General features: G+C 57.6%; 19 protein-coding genes. 3 read left to right on the forward strand and 16 right to left on the reverse strand.

The window, feature by feature from the left end; all coding sequences use genetic code 11:
• The 3 genes from ABWV33_RS20490 to hmgA all read right to left on the reverse strand — a co-directional run bounded on the left by ABWV33_RS20490 (position 1) and on the right by hmgA (position 3,252).
• Positions 1 to 540, reverse strand: a complete 540-nt coding sequence (locus ABWV33_RS20490) for a dihydrofolate reductase family protein (RefSeq protein ID WP_353333456.1) — start codon at positions 538 to 540, stop codon at positions 1 to 3.
• Between the two features lie 4 nt (positions 541 to 544).
• A complete protein-coding gene (gene fahA, locus ABWV33_RS20495) occupies positions 545 to 1,807 on the reverse strand; it encodes a fumarylacetoacetase (protein WP_353333458.1) in 1,263 nt (420 codons plus the stop codon).
• Positions 1,808 to 1,890: 83 nt separating this feature from the next.
• On the reverse strand, positions 1,891 to 3,252 hold the full coding sequence (gene hmgA / locus ABWV33_RS20500) for a homogentisate 1,2-dioxygenase (RefSeq protein WP_353333460.1): 1,362 nt from the start codon (positions 3,250 to 3,252) through the stop codon (positions 1,891 to 1,893).
• Positions 3,253 to 3,324: 72 nt separating this feature from the next.
• Between hmgA and ABWV33_RS20505 the strand changes: the two genes are divergently transcribed.
• Together ABWV33_RS20505 and ABWV33_RS20510 are read left to right on the forward strand one after the other, a co-directional pair.
• Positions 3,325 to 3,762, forward strand: coding sequence for a MarR family winged helix-turn-helix transcriptional regulator (locus ABWV33_RS20505; RefSeq protein WP_353333462.1), 438 nt, complete (start codon positions 3,325 to 3,327; stop codon positions 3,760 to 3,762).
• A 55-nt stretch (positions 3,763 to 3,817) separates the two neighbouring features.
• On the forward strand, positions 3,818 to 5,059 hold the full coding sequence (locus tag ABWV33_RS20510; RefSeq protein ID WP_121998100.1) for an adenylate/guanylate cyclase domain-containing protein: 1,242 nt from the start codon (positions 3,818 to 3,820) through the stop codon (positions 5,057 to 5,059).
• A gap of 157 nt (positions 5,060 to 5,216) precedes the next feature.
• Here ABWV33_RS20510 and ABWV33_RS20515 read toward each other — a convergent pair whose 3' ends face one another.
• From ABWV33_RS20515 to ffh, 13 genes are all read right to left on the reverse strand, one after another.
• The gene (locus ABWV33_RS20515; RefSeq protein ID WP_113825631.1) at positions 5,217 to 6,026 is read right to left on the reverse strand and encodes a division plane positioning ATPase MipZ; all 810 of its coding nucleotides are present in this window, start codon (positions 6,024 to 6,026) and stop codon (positions 5,217 to 5,219) included.
• A gap of 142 nt (positions 6,027 to 6,168) precedes the next feature.
• Complete coding sequence (locus tag ABWV33_RS20520) at positions 6,169 to 8,319, reverse strand: DEAD/DEAH box helicase (RefSeq protein WP_113825632.1); 2,151 nt, start codon at positions 8,317 to 8,319, stop codon at positions 6,169 to 6,171.
• Between the two features lie 114 nt (positions 8,320 to 8,433).
• Positions 8,434 to 8,655: a 50S ribosomal protein L31 gene (rpmE, locus tag ABWV33_RS20525; RefSeq protein ID WP_113825633.1), complete on the reverse strand. Its 222-nt coding sequence runs from the start codon at positions 8,653 to 8,655 to the stop codon at positions 8,434 to 8,436.
• Positions 8,656 to 8,666: 11 nt separating this feature from the next.
• Positions 8,667 to 9,050 carry a 50S ribosomal protein L19 gene (gene rplS / locus ABWV33_RS20530; protein WP_113825634.1) on the reverse strand — a complete coding sequence of 128 codons (384 nt, stop codon included), beginning with the start codon at positions 9,048 to 9,050 and terminating at the stop codon, positions 8,667 to 8,669.
• A 288-nt stretch (positions 9,051 to 9,338) separates the two neighbouring features.
• A complete protein-coding gene (gene trmD / locus ABWV33_RS20535; RefSeq protein ID WP_353333466.1) occupies positions 9,339 to 10,160 on the reverse strand; it encodes a tRNA (guanosine(37)-N1)-methyltransferase TrmD in 822 nt (273 codons plus the stop codon).
• Positions 10,161 to 10,163: 3 nt separating this feature from the next.
• Entirely contained in the window at positions 10,164 to 10,682 is a 519-nt protein-coding gene (gene rimM / locus ABWV33_RS20540; RefSeq protein WP_113825636.1) for a ribosome maturation factor RimM, read from the reverse strand.
• 9 nt (positions 10,683 to 10,691) lie between these two features.
• On the reverse strand, positions 10,692 to 11,327 hold the full coding sequence (bluB, locus tag ABWV33_RS20545) for a 5,6-dimethylbenzimidazole synthase (protein WP_113825637.1): 636 nt from the start codon (positions 11,325 to 11,327) through the stop codon (positions 10,692 to 10,694).
• Between the two features lie 14 nt (positions 11,328 to 11,341).
• A complete protein-coding gene (gene rpsP / locus ABWV33_RS20550) occupies positions 11,342 to 11,701 on the reverse strand; it encodes a 30S ribosomal protein S16 (RefSeq protein WP_113825638.1) in 360 nt (119 codons plus the stop codon).
• Between the two features lie 57 nt (positions 11,702 to 11,758).
• On the reverse strand, positions 11,759 to 12,055 hold the full coding sequence (locus ABWV33_RS20555; RefSeq protein ID WP_113825639.1) for a chorismate mutase: 297 nt from the start codon (positions 12,053 to 12,055) through the stop codon (positions 11,759 to 11,761).
• The gene (locus ABWV33_RS20560) at positions 12,048 to 12,656 is read right to left on the reverse strand and encodes a GNAT family N-acetyltransferase (RefSeq protein ID WP_164621778.1); all 609 of its coding nucleotides are present in this window, start codon (positions 12,654 to 12,656) and stop codon (positions 12,048 to 12,050) included. Before ABWV33_RS20560 ends, ABWV33_RS20555 begins: the two co-directional genes overlap by 8 nt.
• A complete protein-coding gene (locus tag ABWV33_RS20565) occupies positions 12,653 to 13,189 on the reverse strand; it encodes a GNAT family N-acetyltransferase (protein ID WP_113825641.1) in 537 nt (178 codons plus the stop codon). The genes ABWV33_RS20560 and ABWV33_RS20565 overlap by 4 nt, the downstream gene beginning before the upstream one ends.
• Positions 13,186 to 13,728 (reverse strand): GNAT family N-acetyltransferase, encoded by a 543-nt coding sequence (locus tag ABWV33_RS20570; protein ID WP_353333470.1) that lies wholly within the window; start codon positions 13,726 to 13,728, stop codon positions 13,186 to 13,188. Before ABWV33_RS20570 ends, ABWV33_RS20565 begins: the two co-directional genes overlap by 4 nt.
• A gap of 1 nt (position 13,729) precedes the next feature.
• On the reverse strand, positions 13,730 to 15,238 hold the full coding sequence (gene ffh / locus ABWV33_RS20575) for a signal recognition particle protein (protein ID WP_353333472.1): 1,509 nt from the start codon (positions 15,236 to 15,238) through the stop codon (positions 13,730 to 13,732).
• Between the two features lie 661 nt (positions 15,239 to 15,899).
• Here ffh and ABWV33_RS20580 point away from each other — a divergent pair.
• Complete coding sequence (locus tag ABWV33_RS20580) at positions 15,900 to 16,427, forward strand: prolyl-tRNA synthetase associated domain-containing protein (protein ID WP_353333474.1); 528 nt, start codon at positions 15,900 to 15,902, stop codon at positions 16,425 to 16,427.
• Positions 16,428 to 16,438: the final 11 nt, after the last annotated feature.

Here is a 16,438-nt window from a genome sequence, read left to right on the forward strand (position 1 = left end):
TCAATCCTTGATGATGTCGTAGTCGATTTGCAGAATGCCGCCCGGTTTTTGGGCCGATGCAGTGAGTGTCAGGTTGTGCTGTGCGCCGGGCGCAAAACACGGCAGGCCGTTGCCAAGTAGTGTTGGCATGACAAAGACCCGCAGCGTGTCAAACAGACCGGCGTCAATCGCCGCGCGTTGGGTTTCGCCGCCGCCCATGACCCAGATCCGGGTGTGTCCAGCGGTTTCGATCGCAGCGCGCAGGGTGTCGATGTCGCCAGCCGCAGCGATATGGTCACCAGTCAGGGTCTTGTCGCGGGTCAGGACGTAACCCGGGCGGGCCGCGTACGGCCAGCCCCAGCCCATGACCTGTTGATAGGTGGGCCGCCCCATGATCAGCGCTTCGACGGGGCCGATGAAATCGCCATATCCGCCGTCTGTGCCATCTGATGCCAAGGCTTCGTTAAATGGATCGAGCCATTCAACGCTGCCGCTGGCATCCGCGATAAAGCCATCAAGGCTCATCGCGATGTATCCGACGTATGTGGGGCGGGTGCTCATGGTATCAGTCCTTGGCGGGCCAGGTTACGGCAGGCAGGATTTTCCCGGTGCAATCACCAAAGCCGATGGTGAACCCGTCGCCACGCGCGTTGCCGCGCAGGGTCAGGGTATCGCCGTCTTCGATGAAGCCACGTGTTTCGCCTGTGTCGAGGGTAAAGGGTTCGCGACCGGCCCAGCTGAGCTCCATCAACGAGCCGTATTCAGAGCGATCCGCGCCAGAGATTGTACCCGACCCCAGTAGATCGCCGGTGGTCATTTCGCAGCCGCCAATGGCGTGGTGGCACAGCTGTTCCGCTGCCGAATAATACATCCGGTTGTAGTTGGTTTTGGATACGGATGTGGCCTTGGCTGCGCCTTCGGGCTGCATCAGCACCTCAAGTTCGATGTCATACAGACCGTCTTTGGATCCATTCAGGTAGGGCAGCAGCTCTTTTTCGCGCGGGGGTGTTGGCGCGCGGAAGGAATCCAGCGCAGCGGCAGTGACGATCCACGGGCTGATTGAGGTGCCGAACGCCTTGCCTTGGAATGGGCCGAGGGGCTGATATTCCCAGCCTTGGATGTCACGGGCGGACCAGTCGTTCAGCAGCACGTAGCCAAAGATCATCGCATCGGCTTCGTCAACGGTGATCGGCTGACCAAACTCGGATCCGGTGCCAACGATGGCGCCCATTTCCAGCTCAATGTCCAGACGCTTGGTCGGGCCAAAGGATGGCATGTCCGCATCTGGGGCCTTGGTCTGACCGTTGGGGCGGTGAATGTCAGTGCCAGACACAACCACCGAAGAGGCACGTCCGTTGTAACCGATCGGGATGTGCAGCCAGTTGGCAGGCAGATCAGGTGATCCGCGCAGGATCGCGCCCATGTTTTTGGCGTGCTGCATTCCGGCATAGAAGTCGGTGTATTCAGCGACAACCATCGGCAGGTGCAATTCTACGTCAGCAGCGGCAACCAGGAATGGCTCGACCTTGGCTTGATCCGCAGACCCATCGGCCAGCAGGGCGGTCAGACGGTCGCGCAGAGCCGCCCAGACAGCAGGGCCCTGTTCCATCATCTCGTTCCAGAACGGCACGTCGAAGAGCGGGTAGTCGGCCAGTTGGACCAGACCTTCACCTTCGACGGCTTCCATATCGAGGATCATGTCACCAATCGCAACGCCACAACGTGGATCGGTGCCGTCGGTCGAAAATACGCCATAGGGCAGGTTGTTCAGCGGGAACGGGTGGTTGGCGTCGTTGGCCGAAGCCACCCAGGATTTCATCAGAGACATGCGCGTTTCCTTCGTGCGGTGCGGTGGCTCAAAACCACCCTACGAGGTTTGGGTAGGGTGGGAGTGTACCCCACCGCAACCGATTATTTCTTGCCGGGGGTTCCGTCGAATTTCTTTTCGATGTCATCCCAGCAGTCGATATAGTCATCCTGCAACGGCGCTTCATTGGCCGCGAATGCGGTTAAATGCTGCGGGAAGCGGGTTTCGAACATGAAGGACATCGTGTTGTCCAGTTTTTCAGGGCCGAGGTTGGAATTGCTTGCACCCTCGAACGCGTTTTTATCCGGGCCGTGGGGTAGCATCATGTTGTGCAGGCTCATGCCGCCGGGGATAAAGCCCTTGGGCTTGGCGTCGTATTGGCCGTAGATGTTGCCCATCAGTTCAGACATGATGTTCTTGTGATACCACGGTGGGCGGAAGGTGTCCTCGGCCACCATCCAGCGTTCGCGGAACAGCACAAAATCGATGTTGGCGGTGCCAGGTTGGCCAGAGGGGGCGGTCAGAACGGTAAAGATCGAGGGATCGGGGTGATCGAACAGGATCGCGCCGACAGGACAATAGGTGCGCAGGTCGTATTTCATCGGCGCGTAGTTGCCGTGCCATGCGACCACGTCCAGCGGCGAATGTCCGATCTTGGTCTCGTGAAACTGCCCGCACCATTTGATGGTCACGGTGGAGGGAACCTCGCGGTCTTCGAACGCCGCTACGGGCGCCTTGAAATCACGTGGATTGGCCATGCAGTTGGCCCCGATTGGGCCCCGGCCGGGCAGTTCGAATTTCTGTCCGTAGTTTTCACACACAAAGCCGCGTGCAGGCCCTTCGAGCACTTCGACACGGTAGACCAGACCCCGTGGGATTACGGCGATCTCTTGGGGTTCAACGTCGATGATACCCAATTCGGTGCAGAACCGCAGGCGGCCTTCTTGGGGGACCACCAAAAGCTCAGAGTCAGCAGAGAAGAAATAGCTGTCCACCATCGATTCAGTGACCAGGTAAATATGCGTGGCCATGCCTACCTGCGTATTTACGTCGCCGGCCGTGGTCATGGAGTACATGCCCGTCAGCCACGTCAGCGATTGGTCCGAATGGGGAACCGGATCCCAGCGATATTGGCCAAGGCTGATCACATCGGGATCAACGTTGGGCGCGGATTTCCAGTAGGGCAGGTCGATCTTGGTATAGCGGTGTGAATGCTTCACCGACGGGCGGATGCGATAGCACCATGTCCGCTCGTTCTGATGGCTGGGCGCAGTAAAGGCCGTACCGCTGAGTTGTTCGCCATACAGGCCATAGTTACATTTCTGTGGCGAGTTCATGCCTTGAGGCAGCGCTCCGGGGAGCGCTTCGGTTTCAAAGTCGTTTCCGAAACCGGGCATATAGCCGTCTGTTGTGCCAGCAATTGTGTTGGCTTGGGTGAAATTATGGGCGTCTGTCGGACGATTCATCGCGCGTTCCTCCGTTTGTTGGTTGTCGAATAATAGTTGATTTTGTAACTAACAAGGAGAGGAGACGCGAAAATGACAGAAAAAGATGATTTCGATTTGCGAAATTTCTTGCCGTTCCTGCTAAATCGGGCTGCAGAAGAGAGTTCTCTGGAGTTTCAGCAGGTCTATAAGAATCGTTATGGGATGCTGCGCAACGAGTGGCGCGTGCTGTTCCATCTGGGCAATTACGGGGAAATGACAGCAAAACAGGTTAGCGACCGGGCGCGCATTCACAAGACCAAGATCAGCCGCGCTGTTGCCAAATTGGGACAACGCCGGTTCCTGACACGCACTCGTGATGAGCAAGACCGCAGATCCGAGCGTTTGGCGTTGACCCCTGCCGGGCAGACCGCCTATCGGGAGCTTCGCGGAATTGCCGAGACTTACGACGCGCAGCTTGCAGCGCAATTTAGCGACGAAGACGCGGCGCTGTTGCGTGTAATGCTAACGCGACTTGCTGGCATGGATTAACGAACGCTGGCTGTTAGGTATCCGATCTGATCGCCCGATTGAAATGGAGAGACACATGACACACGAAACCATCGTTCATGCCCAGGCTGGGGCAACGTCGGCTGTCTTAACCTCTTGGTTGCTGGATCGGGGTCTGGAGGGGCTTGGCCAAGAAGACCTGTTGCAGGGCTATTGTGCAGAGCTGGTTAAACTGGGTGTGCCGCTTTATCGGCTCAGCGTTGCGCAAAGCGCCTTTCACCCCAAATACGGGGGCCTGGGGTTTGATTGGTATCGCTCAGAAGGCATCAGTCGCGAACAATATGCCTACAGTGAATCGCCAGACGAAGGCTGGTTAAACAGCCCGTTTCATTATCTGTTGGAAACAGATCAGCGCGAAATGCGTGTGCGGCTTCTTGATCTTGAAGCACCAAGCCGGTTTCCGATCTTGAATGCACTGAAAGAGCAGGGTGCAACGGACTATTTCGTTGCGGGCGTGGTTCTGGATGGAAAAACTCTGGATCCGTTGGATCCGACCAACGTGCCCGAAGGGGTATTGATGTCTTGGACCAGCGACGGGCCCGAAGGTTTTTCAGATACCGATCTGCGTATGATCAAAGAAACACTGCGGGCCTTGGCGCTGGCGTTAAAGGCGGCTGCAAACAGGCAGGTGGCAGGGGATCTATTGGCCGTGTATCTGGGGCGCGACGCAGGGCGGCGGGTGTTGTCCGGCGAGATCCAGCGAGGATCCTTGCAGCAGGTCGATGCGGTACTGTGCTATTTCGATCTCAAAGAATTTACCAGCCTGACCGAGCGCACACCAGGGCCAGAGCTGATCGCAATGCTGAATGATTATTTCGGCTTGGCGGTGAGTGTCATTCAGGGACACGGTGGCAATATCCTCAAATTTATGGGGGATGGGATTCTGGCCATGTTCAATCTGGCGTCTCTGTCGGAATCTGTTGCGGCTGGCTTGAATGCGATGACCGAATTGCGTCGCGAAATGGACACCAAAAACCAAGCGCGCGCGGCGCGTGGGGAAACAACAACAGGCATCACGATTGCTCTGCACGCGGGAGAGATCCTCTACGGCAACATAGGTGCGGAAAACCGGTTGGACTTTACGGTTATTGGTCCCGCGGTGAATTTAACGGTGCGTTTGTCGGGAATGCATCGCTCGGTTGGACAGAGCCTCATTCTCTCCGAGCATGTCGTGAAAATGGCAGGGGAAACCTCGCATGACTTGGTAAGCTTGGGTCGATATATGCTGCGTGGCGTTTCTGAGCCGCAAGAGCTGTTCACTGTTTATGAGGCAAACTGAACTGGTTTAGCTTTCCAAACTGCGCGGCCTTTGGCCTTGCATCCTGCGGATGGCAGGAAAGGGCGTGGCCCGGGCTTGGCAAAGCCAAGCCCGGGCCACGCCCAACAAGAGGAGATGTATTGCAAAACATCGACGATTGGCGGGAGCCTTTGGGTGCCTAAAAGTCGATCTCAACGCCGGGCAGGTTTAGCGCTTTCATCATGTCGCGCAGCTCTTGACGGGCGGCGACGTTTGAAATGTTGAGTTGTTTGACACCGATATCTTTCAGGTCCAGCAGCGTCAGGCCGCGTGGGAACAGTTCTCGAAAGATAACCCGTTCGCTGAAACCCGGGGCGATGCGGAACCCAATGCGGTTCGATAGCATTTCAATCGCACGCTGCATTTTTTCTTTGTTCACCATCCGCTGTGTACCAACGCGGTTGCGTACAACGATCCAGTCAATCGGTTTCAGTCCGGCCTGGGCCCGCAGTTGACGCGCGTTCCAGACCATTTCTGAGTACACAGAGGGGCCAAGAATTTTTTCCCCGTGGGCGTCGATCCGCGCCAGCAGGTCGAAATCCACGAAGCTGTCGTTGAGTGGCGTGATCAAGGTGTCCGCGAGAGAGTGCGCAACCTGGCTGAGACGTGTATGAGACCCAGGGCAATCGATCAGAATGAAATCGCTGTTCGTTTCCAAGGTCGAGACTGCAGCCGACAGGCGGTGGTCATAGATGTTTTCGCCCGGCTTCAGGTCGGCTGGGTCGATTTCTGGCAAATCGTGGGTGATGGGGGTTGCCAGTTGAATCCCGGCTTTGGCCAAAAAGGATGCACGGTTTTCGGAATACCGGCCCAATGTTCTTTGGCGTAAATCCAGATCGAGTGTGTTGACGCGATACCCAAGGCGCGACAACGCCGTTGCAACGTGCATCGAGACGGTGGATTTACCCGCGCCGCCCTTTTCGTTTCCGACGACAATGATATGCGCCATGTCTAGTCCCTTGTCCCGCGTACTTTGCTACGCTTTTGTTGGTGCCACTATATGTAGTGTTGCGGACTATGAAAAGCGTCCTTGACCGGGTTGGAGCGCAATCTGAGGTCAGATGCACTCCAATCTGGTCAAGAGAGAGGGATCAAGGGCGTTTGGGACGACGTGGCTTGGCATCGCCACCCGCATTCGGGTTGAAACGCTGGCTGGTGTTTGATGCGCGGGCTTTGTTCTTTTTGCTGCTGGATTTGCCTGCTGGCGGTGGTGGGCCTTTGGGCTTGCCGCCAGAAGGTTTGCCTGCTGTAGATTTACCCGCATAGGGCTTGGCACCGGGTTTTCCGGCCCGCTTTTTGTAGGGTTCCGCAACGATGTCTGGTCCTGACCCATCAGCCTGCTTTTCGCGTTTCTTGTATGGTGCGTCAGCTTTTTTCTTATACGGAGCGGCACTGCCCTTTTTGGGGCCAGTTGACTTGGGTTTTTTCTGCCGTGGTTCCGGCGCATCATTCCAGTCAATCGGAGCAGAAGAGGGCGCGGGACGTTCCGGTTTCGCATGGGACGGCTTGCGGGTGTCGTCGCGTGGGCCTTTGTCTTTCCACTCGCTGCGTTCCTTGCGGGGGCCGCGATCGCCTCGATCTTTGCGATCTCCGCGATCGGGTCGTGGGCCCCGGTCAGGGCGATCACCGCGTTTGTCTTGGAATTTCGGGCGTGGCGAGTGGCTGATTTCAGGCGCTTTGTCCAGTTGGGACAGAACGGCGCCGGGTTCCAACTCGGTCTTGCCGTCGAGATTGGCCAAAAAGCCAGCGACGGCCTCTTGCTTCAATTCGACATAGGTTTCGTTCTGCTGAACCCGGATGGCGCCGATGTCGTCTTTGGTTAGGTCGCCTGCTTTGCAGATCATGGGAAGATAGCGGCGGGGTTCTGCACCGGCAGCATGGCCGCCCGTGATCGAGAACCAGACGCTTGGCCCAAAGGCTGCCCGTGGTTTTTGTGCTTTCCCGGCATCAGCCGCGCTTAGCTCTTCAGGGGGCGAATGACGCTGATGGTAAAGACGCAGGTAGGCTGCCGCGATTTGTTCGATGCTGAACTGTTCAGTCAGCTTCTGTACGGGCGACTGTTCGGATTCGGTCACGGCCTCTTGCCATGCTGGGTCGGCCAGCATGCGGGCTTCATCGCGCTCTTTGACTTCTTCTGCCGAGGGGGCATTGCACATTTCGGCGGTCAGCTTGGCAAACCGCAAGATACGCTGGGCTTTGGAGCGTGCCTTGGGTGGCACGATCAGGGCGCTGACGCCTTTGCGACCCGCACGACCTGTCCGGCCGGATCGGTGCAGCAGGGTTTCGTGGTTCGAGGGCAATTCGGCGTGGATCACCAGATCAAGACCGGGCAAATCGATCCCACGTGCGGCCACGTCGGTGGCGACACAGATCCGGGCACGTCCATCGCGCATGGCCTGCAGGGCGTTGGTCCTTTCTGATTGGGTCAATTCACCGGACAGGGACACAACGGGGAAGCCGCGGTTGGATAGACGGGTTGTCAGGCGGGCCACCATCGCACGGGTGTTGGCAAAGACGATGGCGTTTGGCGCCTCGTAATAGCGCAGCACGTTGATGATCGCGTTTTCGGCGTCATGAGGCGCGACGCTCATCATGCGGTATTCGATATCGCTGTGCTGTTTGCTTTCAGCAACTGTGGTGACGCGTTCGGCGTCTTTCTGGTATTTCTGTGCCAGGCTAGCAATGCCGCGCGGCACGGTTGCCGAGAACATCAGAGTGCGGCGGTCTTCGGGGCATTCGCCCAGAATGTATTCCAGATCTTCGCTGAACCCGAGATCCAGCATTTCGTCGGCTTCGTCCAAAACAACGCCACGAATTTCTGACAGATCAATCGAGCCGCGCATGATGTGGTCACGTAAACGACCGGGCGTTGCGACGACAATGTGCGAACCGCGGGCCAGCGCCCGGCGCTCATCACGCATATCCATGCCACCTACGCAGGATGCAAGAAACGCACCGGCACCGGCATAAAGCCAAGCCAATTCGCGTTTCACCTGAAGGGCAAGTTCGCGCGTCGGCGCAATGATCAGAGCCAGAGGGGCGCCAGCATCGCCAAAAGTTTCATCTTCGCGCAACAGGGTTGGCGCCAACGCCAAGCCAAAAGCAACGGTCTTACCGGATCCGGTTTGCGCAGAAACCAGCAGGTCGCGTTCGACGAGGTCGGGGTTCGCAACCGCCTCTTGCACGGGGGTGAGGGTCTCATAACCGCGCTGTTGCAGCGCATCGGCAAGGGCTTGTTTCACGGGATCTGGCTTTCTCGGGTGCACCGCAGGACAGGGTGCCGGGCGGATGGGGATAAATCAAAAAAGGCTGCCTCGGCAAAGGCAGCCTTTGGTTTTTTGTTCGGCTTGGGTGATTTAGAAGCCCAGACCTTCGTATTTCTTTTTGAACTTCGATACGCGGCCACCGGCATCCATCAGACGGGTGTTGCCACCAGTCCATGCAGGGTGAACCGAGGGGTCGATGTCCAGAGCCAACTGGTCGCCTTCGGCGCCCCAGGTCGACTTCATCTCTACGATGGTACCATCGGTCATTTTGACGTTGATGGTGTGGTATTCGGGGTGGATGTCTTTTTTCATCGTGCCGATCCTTACGCCTGAGCGCCCGACTTGGGCTTGTAGTTGGTGACTTCTGCGATACGTGCGGATTTACCACGACGTGCGCGCAGATAGTACAGCTTGGCGCGACGAACGCGGCCACGACGGACAACTGTGATGCTGTCGATGTTTGTCGAGTGCAGAGGGAATACGCGCTCTACGCCTTCGCCAAACGAAATTTTGCGAACTGTGAACGAACCGGCAATGCCGTGGCCGTTCTTGCGGCTGATGCAGACGCCTTCGTAGTTCTGAACACGGGTACGTGTGCCTTCGGTTACTTTAAAGCCAACACGGATGGTGTCACCGGCTTTGAAGTCGGGGATGTCTTTCCCCAGGGCGGCAACTTGTTCCGCCTCCAGCTGTGCGATCAGGTTCATCGCCATTCTCCTAATTGTGCTCGTGGTTGGTCCACGAAGATTGAATGCGGCCGGATAGCTCTTGGTCTTCATCGGGTCCTGCAGGTGCAGCCCGCCAGAGGTCAGGTCGTCTGTTCCTTGGTGCTTGGCCCGTGCATGCGGAGTCTGAAGTCGAAGAAGACTGGAATCACGATGATGCAATAGACCAAAAGCCCGGAGCGCATAAGCGAATCCAGACTTGCGGTGATGTAGAGCGTTTGATCGCAAGGATCAAGGGTAAACCTGTGCCTTGGTGCGCACGCAGCGCCCTTATTTTTCTGGCTTACCCGCTTTGGTATAAGCATCCCACATATCCGGACGGCGGACCTTGGTAATGGCTTTGGATTGCTCCGTGCGCCAATCAGCGATCTTAGCGTGATGACCCGACATCAAGACTTCGGGAATCGGCAGTCCGTTCCAGTCTGCGGGGCGGGTGTATTGCGGATGCTCTAAGAGCCCGGAAGAAAAGCTTTCTTCCTCGGTCGAGGCATAGTTACCCAGTACATTTGGAATCAGGCGCACGGTGGCATCGATCATGGCTTGGGCTGCGATTTCGCCGCCGGTCATGACAAAATCCCCGAGCGAAACCTCTTGAATGCCATAATGCTGCAAGACGCGTTCATCTACGCCCTCAAACCGACCACATAGCAGGGTCACACCGTCGGCGCGGGCGAGGTTCTGCATCATTTGTTGGTTCATCGGTTTGCCGCGCGGTGACAGATAGATCAGCGGCCAGTTGCCAGTGATTCCGTCCATCGCGTGGTCAATCGCGGGGCCAAGAACGTCGGCGCGCAGCACCATGCCAGCGCCACCCCCCGCCGGGGTGTCATCAACGTTGCGATGTTTGCCAAGCCCAAAGCGGCGCAGGTCAATGGTTTCAAGCTGCCACAGCCCATCCTGCAACGCCTTGCCGGTCAGGCTTTCGCCCAGAACGCCGGGAAAGGCAGTCGGGAACAGGGTCAGGATCTTGGCCTTCCATACGCCATGCAAGTCAGGCGTTGGCGTCATCAATTCGCGCGGCTTGAATGTCGGGCGGATGGTTTTGCGACCATGGGACCGGCTGGGAACGGAGCGTTTGATCTCGTCATTCATGGCTCAGAACAGCCCCTCGGGTGGGTCCGCGATGATACGACCCGCCGCCAGGTCAACCGTCGGTACGGCTTCGAGCGTGAAGGGAAGATAGACCGTGCCCTTGAGATTGGGGCCTTGCAGTTCCAGCAGGTCTGCCGCGCCGTGGTTCTGAACGGATTTGACGGTACCCAATACGGTGCCGCCGGTGTCCAGCACTTCGAGCCCGACCAGATCGGTGTAGTAGTATTCGTCGTCCGGCAGTTGGGGCAACTGATCGCGATTGGCGAACAGGCGCAGCCCTTTGATGGCATCGCCGGCTTCTTTGGTTTCCACCGTGCTCAGTCGGGCTGAAAACCCGTTCTTTATAGCGCGGATCAGGGACAGCGAGATTTGCTGGCGGCCGTCTTCGGTGGTCAGCGGCGAATAGGCTTCGATGTCTTCGGGGATGGCGCAGTAGGATTTGATCCGCACTTCGCCCCGAGTGCCGTATGAGCCAGCAACGACGCCAACACAAATGCGATCGTTTTCAGGAGTCTCGGTCATAGGGATACCTCAGCGGGTCTCGATGGGGAGGCTGGCGTGGCGGTGTTCCCAGCCTTCGCGCTCCAGTTCAGGGGTGTCTGATATCGCTTCGGGCGTGCCGATGCAAAAATATCCGATCAGGCGCCAGTCGCTGGGGACATCCAGGTCATGGGCCAGTTGTTTGGGGTCGATGATCGAAACCCAACCCAAGCCCAAGCCATGGGCGCGCAGGTTCAGCCAGAACAACGTCACAGCAGCCACCACGGAATAGCGGCGCATTTCGGGCATGATACCCGCCCCAAGTCCGTGCCCCTTGGCAGTGCCATCATCGCAATAGATTGCCAATTGCACAGGGGCTTCCTGCATGCCGGTCAGTTTTAAACGGCTATAGGTTTCGGCCTGATCACCGGAATATCCGTTCAGGGCCTGATCATTTGCGGTAGTGAAATTCTTAAGCGCGGCGGCGCGGGCCGTTTCGCTATTGATGCGCAAAATGCGCCAAGGTTCCGACAACCCCACAGAGGGGGCCATGGAAAAGGCATCGAGACAGCGCGCAAGCACTGCCTCGTCTACCGGATCGGTGCGAAACCGGCGTACATCACGCCGGAGCCGCATCAACAGATCAAGCTGCGTGCGAAAGTCGTCGCCAAAGGTCTGATCCTGCAAGCAGTTGGCCCTTCTTATTCAGAAGCGTCGGCTGCTTCTGCGGCCTTTGCTGCTTTTTCTTCAGCACGTTCAACGGCTTTTTTGCCTGGCGCACCCTTCTTGGGGTTGTTGCGCACAGCTTTTTCACGGACGCCAGCGGCTTCCAGCATACGTGCAACACGCTCGGTTGGCTGAGCGCCGTGGTCCAGCCAGTGCTGAACGCGTTCCATGTCCATTTTCACGCGCTCTTCGCTGTCTTTTGCCAGCAGCGGGTTGTAGGTGCCCAGCTTTTCGATGAAGCGACCGTCGCGTGGCATGCGGCTGTCCGCAGCAACGATACGATAGAAGGGGCGCTTTTTGGAACCGCCGCGGGCGAGACGAATTTTCATAGCCATGGTGTTATCTCCTTTGATGGCGTTGGTCGGCGGGGTGAACCCCACCTTACATCTGTCTTATTCTTGATGTTTCTTGTGGTGCTGGATGACTTCCTGAATGATGAAGTTCAGAAAGTTTTTAGCGAATTCGGGGTCCAGATCGGCACGGTTGGCCAGATCTTCGAGACGGGCAATTTGCGAGGCTTCGCGGGCTGGGTCAGACGGTGGCAGGTCGTGTTCTGCCTTGAGGCGCCCAACGGCCTGCGTGTGTTTGAAGCGCTCGCCCAATGTGTAGACAAGGATCGCGTCCAACCGGTCGATGCTTTCGCGGTGCTCTTTCAACAGCTCAGCTGCGCGCGTCACGGAATCAGTCAATGGCCCATCCTTTCGGTTTGAACAACGGATCGGCGTAATGGCCGATCTCCATTTCGATCCCATGTGCCAACTGCGAGCCACTGAGCTGCGTGGGTGAGGGGTGGCGATAGACGGCGTCGTTGCCGTCGATGGTTTTCGCGGTCTTGTCTTTGGTTGCGCCAAGACGTTCGGCCAGTCGGATCGACGCGAGGTTCTTGGGGTCGATGTAGCTAACCGCACCGTCCCAGCCGAGTTGGCTGTAAAAATAGTCGCGTGCGGCAGACACCGCCTCGAGGGCATAGCCGTGACCAGCCGCATCCGGCCAGATTACCCAAGCGAGTTCCTGCTCCGGCCATTGCGCGGGTTTCCAGCCCCCGGCCATGCCGTAGGTTTCATCGGTTACCTTGTCGTGGATCATCCACATCCCATAGCCGCGGATCTGCCAATGGCCGATTTCAGCAGCATAGAGCATCCAGGATTCATACGCGTTCAGCGGACCACCCATGAAACGGGCGCGATAGCTGGTAAACGTCGCTTTGAAATCTGGATAATCTTGCGGCTCGGGGCCACGCAGGATCAACCGCTTGGTTTCAAGGGTGGGGATGGTCACGTCCGGCGTCATACAATGACTCCGGGCAGGTCTTTGGCTGCGGGGTGGCGATACACCATCTCGCGACCGTGACTGACATTTTCGATGTCTCCCTCGTGCCACGCACCCATACGTTCGGCCAGCGCGACCGAGCGGGTGTTGCCGGGCAGGATGTAGGAACAAAGTGTGTCGAATTCCAACACTTCATAGGCGAAGCGGCGGATTTGGACGGCGGCCTCGTAGGCGTAGCCTTTGCCTTCGCCGGATTCGAGCATGACCCACCCCAGTTCAGGCTCAGCCCAGCCTTCGGGGTACCAGATACCAACAAAGCCAACCAGGTCGCCCTCTTTGGTTTCGATCATCCAAAACCCGTAACCGTGCAATGCCCAGTGGCCGATCATGCTGGCAAACCAGCGCCATGCACCGGTGCGATCCAACGGGCCACCAAAGCCCCAGCTGCGATCCGCATCCTCAAAGAAGGTGGCGATGTTTTCGTAATCGCTGTCGTCCGGGCCGCGCAGCACAAGCCGTTCGGTGGTGAGCAGAGGGATTTGAAGGTCGATCATGCGTAGGCCTCCATGCCGCCAGCGGTCAAATCGTCGGGCGCGGGATGGCGCCAGATTTCGAGCGTACCGTGACGTTCGTGGTCAAAAAGTCCCTCGTACGTGGCGCCCATGCGTTTGGCGACGCTGCGAGAGCCGTTGTTTTCAGGGGCGACAAGGCTGATCGCTGTGGTCCAGCCAAGGGTGTCATATGCGTATTCACGGGCGGCAAGGGCCGCTTCGGTGGCATAGCCTTTGCCTTCGAACCCGTTCATCAGGTCCCAACCCAGTTCGGGTTCGGGCCAGCCATGGGGGTTCCACGGGCCGATCACACCAGCCAGCTTACCGGTTGCGGTTTCTTCAACTGCCCAGCGGCCATAGCCGCGCAGTTGCCAATGGCCGAGCTCGCCCGCCAGCATGCGCCAGCTTTGTTCGGCCGTGGCGGGACCACCCACAAACTTCGACCGGTCCGACGCAAAGAAATCCGCGAAACTCGCAAAATCGCGGGCTTCGAGCGGGCGCAACGTCAGGCGCGGGGTCGATATGGTGGGGATCTGGATCATGTTACTTCTTTTTGCCGAAACCGCTGAGGCCAGATGGCAGGCCCATGCCGCCGCCCAGCCCGGGAAGACCGCCGCGACCGCCCATGGCTTTTGCCGCCGCTTCCAGCGCTTTGGGGTCCATGCCTTGTGCCATGCTTGCCATATCAGCAGGCGCGCCGCCTTTGCCCATCATGCCCTTCATGGCTTGTTTGAGCATGCCACCTTTGCCCATTTTGCCCATCTTCTTCATCATGTCGCCCATCTGGCGGTGCATTTTCAGAAGCTTGTTCAGGTCGCTGACTTCCATGCCAGCGCCTTTGGCGATCCGCTTTTTGCGGCTGGCCTGCAGCAATTGTGGATTGGCGCGTTCGCGTTTGGTCATGGATTGGATCAGGGCCACCTGACGTTTGATGACCTTGTCATCCAGTCCGGCCTCTTCGACCTGTTTGGCCATTTTTCCCATGCCGGGCATCATGCCCATCATGCCTTGCATGCCGCCCATCTGCTGCATCTGTTCAAGCTGCATTTTCAGGTCGTTCATATTGAACTGACCCTTCATCATGCGCTTCATCATCTTTTCGGCCTGCTCGGCCTCGATGGTTTCCTGCGCCTTTTCGACCAGCGCTACGATGTCGCCCATGCCCAAGATCCGACCGGCGATCCGATCAGGTTCAAAGGTTTCGATGGCGTCCATCTTTTCGCCCAAACCGACAAAACGGATCGGCTTGCCGGTCACGGCGCGCATGGACAGGGCCGCACCACCGCGGCCGTCGCCGTCCATCCGGGTCAGAACAACGCCCGAAATACCGATTTTGTTGTCGAATTCTTCGGCAACTTCGACTGCGACCTGACCAGTCAGGCCATCGACCACCAGCAGGGTTTCGCGCGGGGTGACAACGTTGCGGACATCTTCGACCTCTTGCATCAGAAGCTCGTCAATGTGCAGACGACCGGCGGTGTCCAGCATGTAGACGTCATAGCCACCCAGCGACGCCTGTTGTTTGGCACGTTTGGCGATGTCGACAGGTTTTTGGCCGGGAACGATCGGCAGGGTATCCACACCGATCTGTGTACCCAGCACCTTGAGCTGATCCATCGCCGCAGGGCGATAAACGTCCAAGGACGCCATGAGGACCTTTTTGCCCTCTTTTTCTTTCAGACGCTTGGCAAGTTTACCGGTTGTTGTGGTCTTACCACCACCCTGCAGGCCGACCATCAGGATCGGAGCGGGGGGGCTGTCAATTTTCAGCGCACCGGGATCTTCGTCGCCGCGGAGCACATCAACCAGCGCATCGTGCACGATCTTGACGACCTGCTGACCTGGCGTGATTGATTTGGTGACGGACTGACCGGTGGCTTGTTCCTGAACCTTTTTGACAAAATCACGCGCAACCGGCAGCGAGACGTCCGCCTCAAGCAGGGCAACACGGACTTCGCGCAGGGCAGTTTTGACGTCCTCTTCGGAGAGCGCGCCTTGCTTTGTCAGCTTATCAAAGACGCCAGAGAGGCGTTCGGATAGATTTTCAAACATGCCTTCGGCCTCCTCAGCCGGGTTGGGGTATGACGTCCCCTACTTAAGAGGCGTCGGTTCAGTTCTCAATTGTCCCGATTGGCGCAGAGGCACCAAACCGGAGAGCCATACAAGTTTACCCCCACGGGCGTAACACGCTGGTGGAGGGCGATCCCTGAACGACTCAAGGGACCGGAAGGGGTAATTCTTCCGGATGTTTGGGCAGGAGTTACGCCGAATGCGTGCATGAGTCAAGCTGAGCTCCTTGCCTGACATGGCGGCCATGCATAGACATTAGGATGTGGGGTACAACCTAGTTATTTAGATGAATTTATTGAGCCTATGTGTGGCTGTTGTGGTGTCGATGACAATCATTAGCCTAAAAGCAAGAGCTGGGTCCAACTTTGCACATGAAAAGCCAATCCTCCGTAAACCCAAGGGTGAGCTTCCGGGATCCGCTCGTGGTGATGGTACAACCCATTTTTTTGAGGTGAAAAAATGGGGCATCATAAAGCGAAAAGGACCAGATGTGCGCGAAAAGGCCGAGATGTTCACCAATGGCTACATTCAGTATGTGCAAGAATTCTACACTTTTACGAGTTGAGGGCAGCCTCGGAATTTGCGTCTGACGCTTGGTGTGGTAGGCGAGAGTTCGATCAGACCTTCACTATAGAGATCTCTCATGGACGCCTCTTCTGTATATCAAGACACATTGCCGATCAGCTCCGACGCACTGTTGGCGCGTTTGGACGAGTGGGGGCTGGCGTACCGGCTACACGAACACGTGCCGCTACGCACCGTCGAAGATGCCAAAGCGGTTGAGGCGCAGTTTCTGGTGCCCGGCGAAACGGCGTTGCGGATCAAGAATCTGTACCTGCGGGATAAGAAAAAGCGCAATCACCTGGTAACGCTGGAACAGAGTCGCGACATTGATCTAAAGGCGCTGGGGGCAGAGCTGGGGATCGGTAATCTGTCGTTTGGCTCGGCAGATCGGCTGCTGCAGAACCTTGGCATCCGCCCGGGTGCGGTCAGTCCGCTGGCGATGATCACAGGCGTCGAAAACGGCGTGACCTTTTACATGGATGCCGCGGCGCAGGATGCGGATGTGATTTGTATGCATCCATTGGTCAACGATCGCACCGTGGTGATGACACGCGTGGATGTGTTGCGGTTTTTCGACAAAATCGGCTGTGACGTGGTTTGGATCTAACCAGAGGCCAC

This window comes from Phaeobacter sp. NW0010-22, from assembly GCF_040365955.1.
Classification (GTDB): domain Bacteria; phylum Pseudomonadota; class Alphaproteobacteria; order Rhodobacterales; family Rhodobacteraceae; genus OMPR01.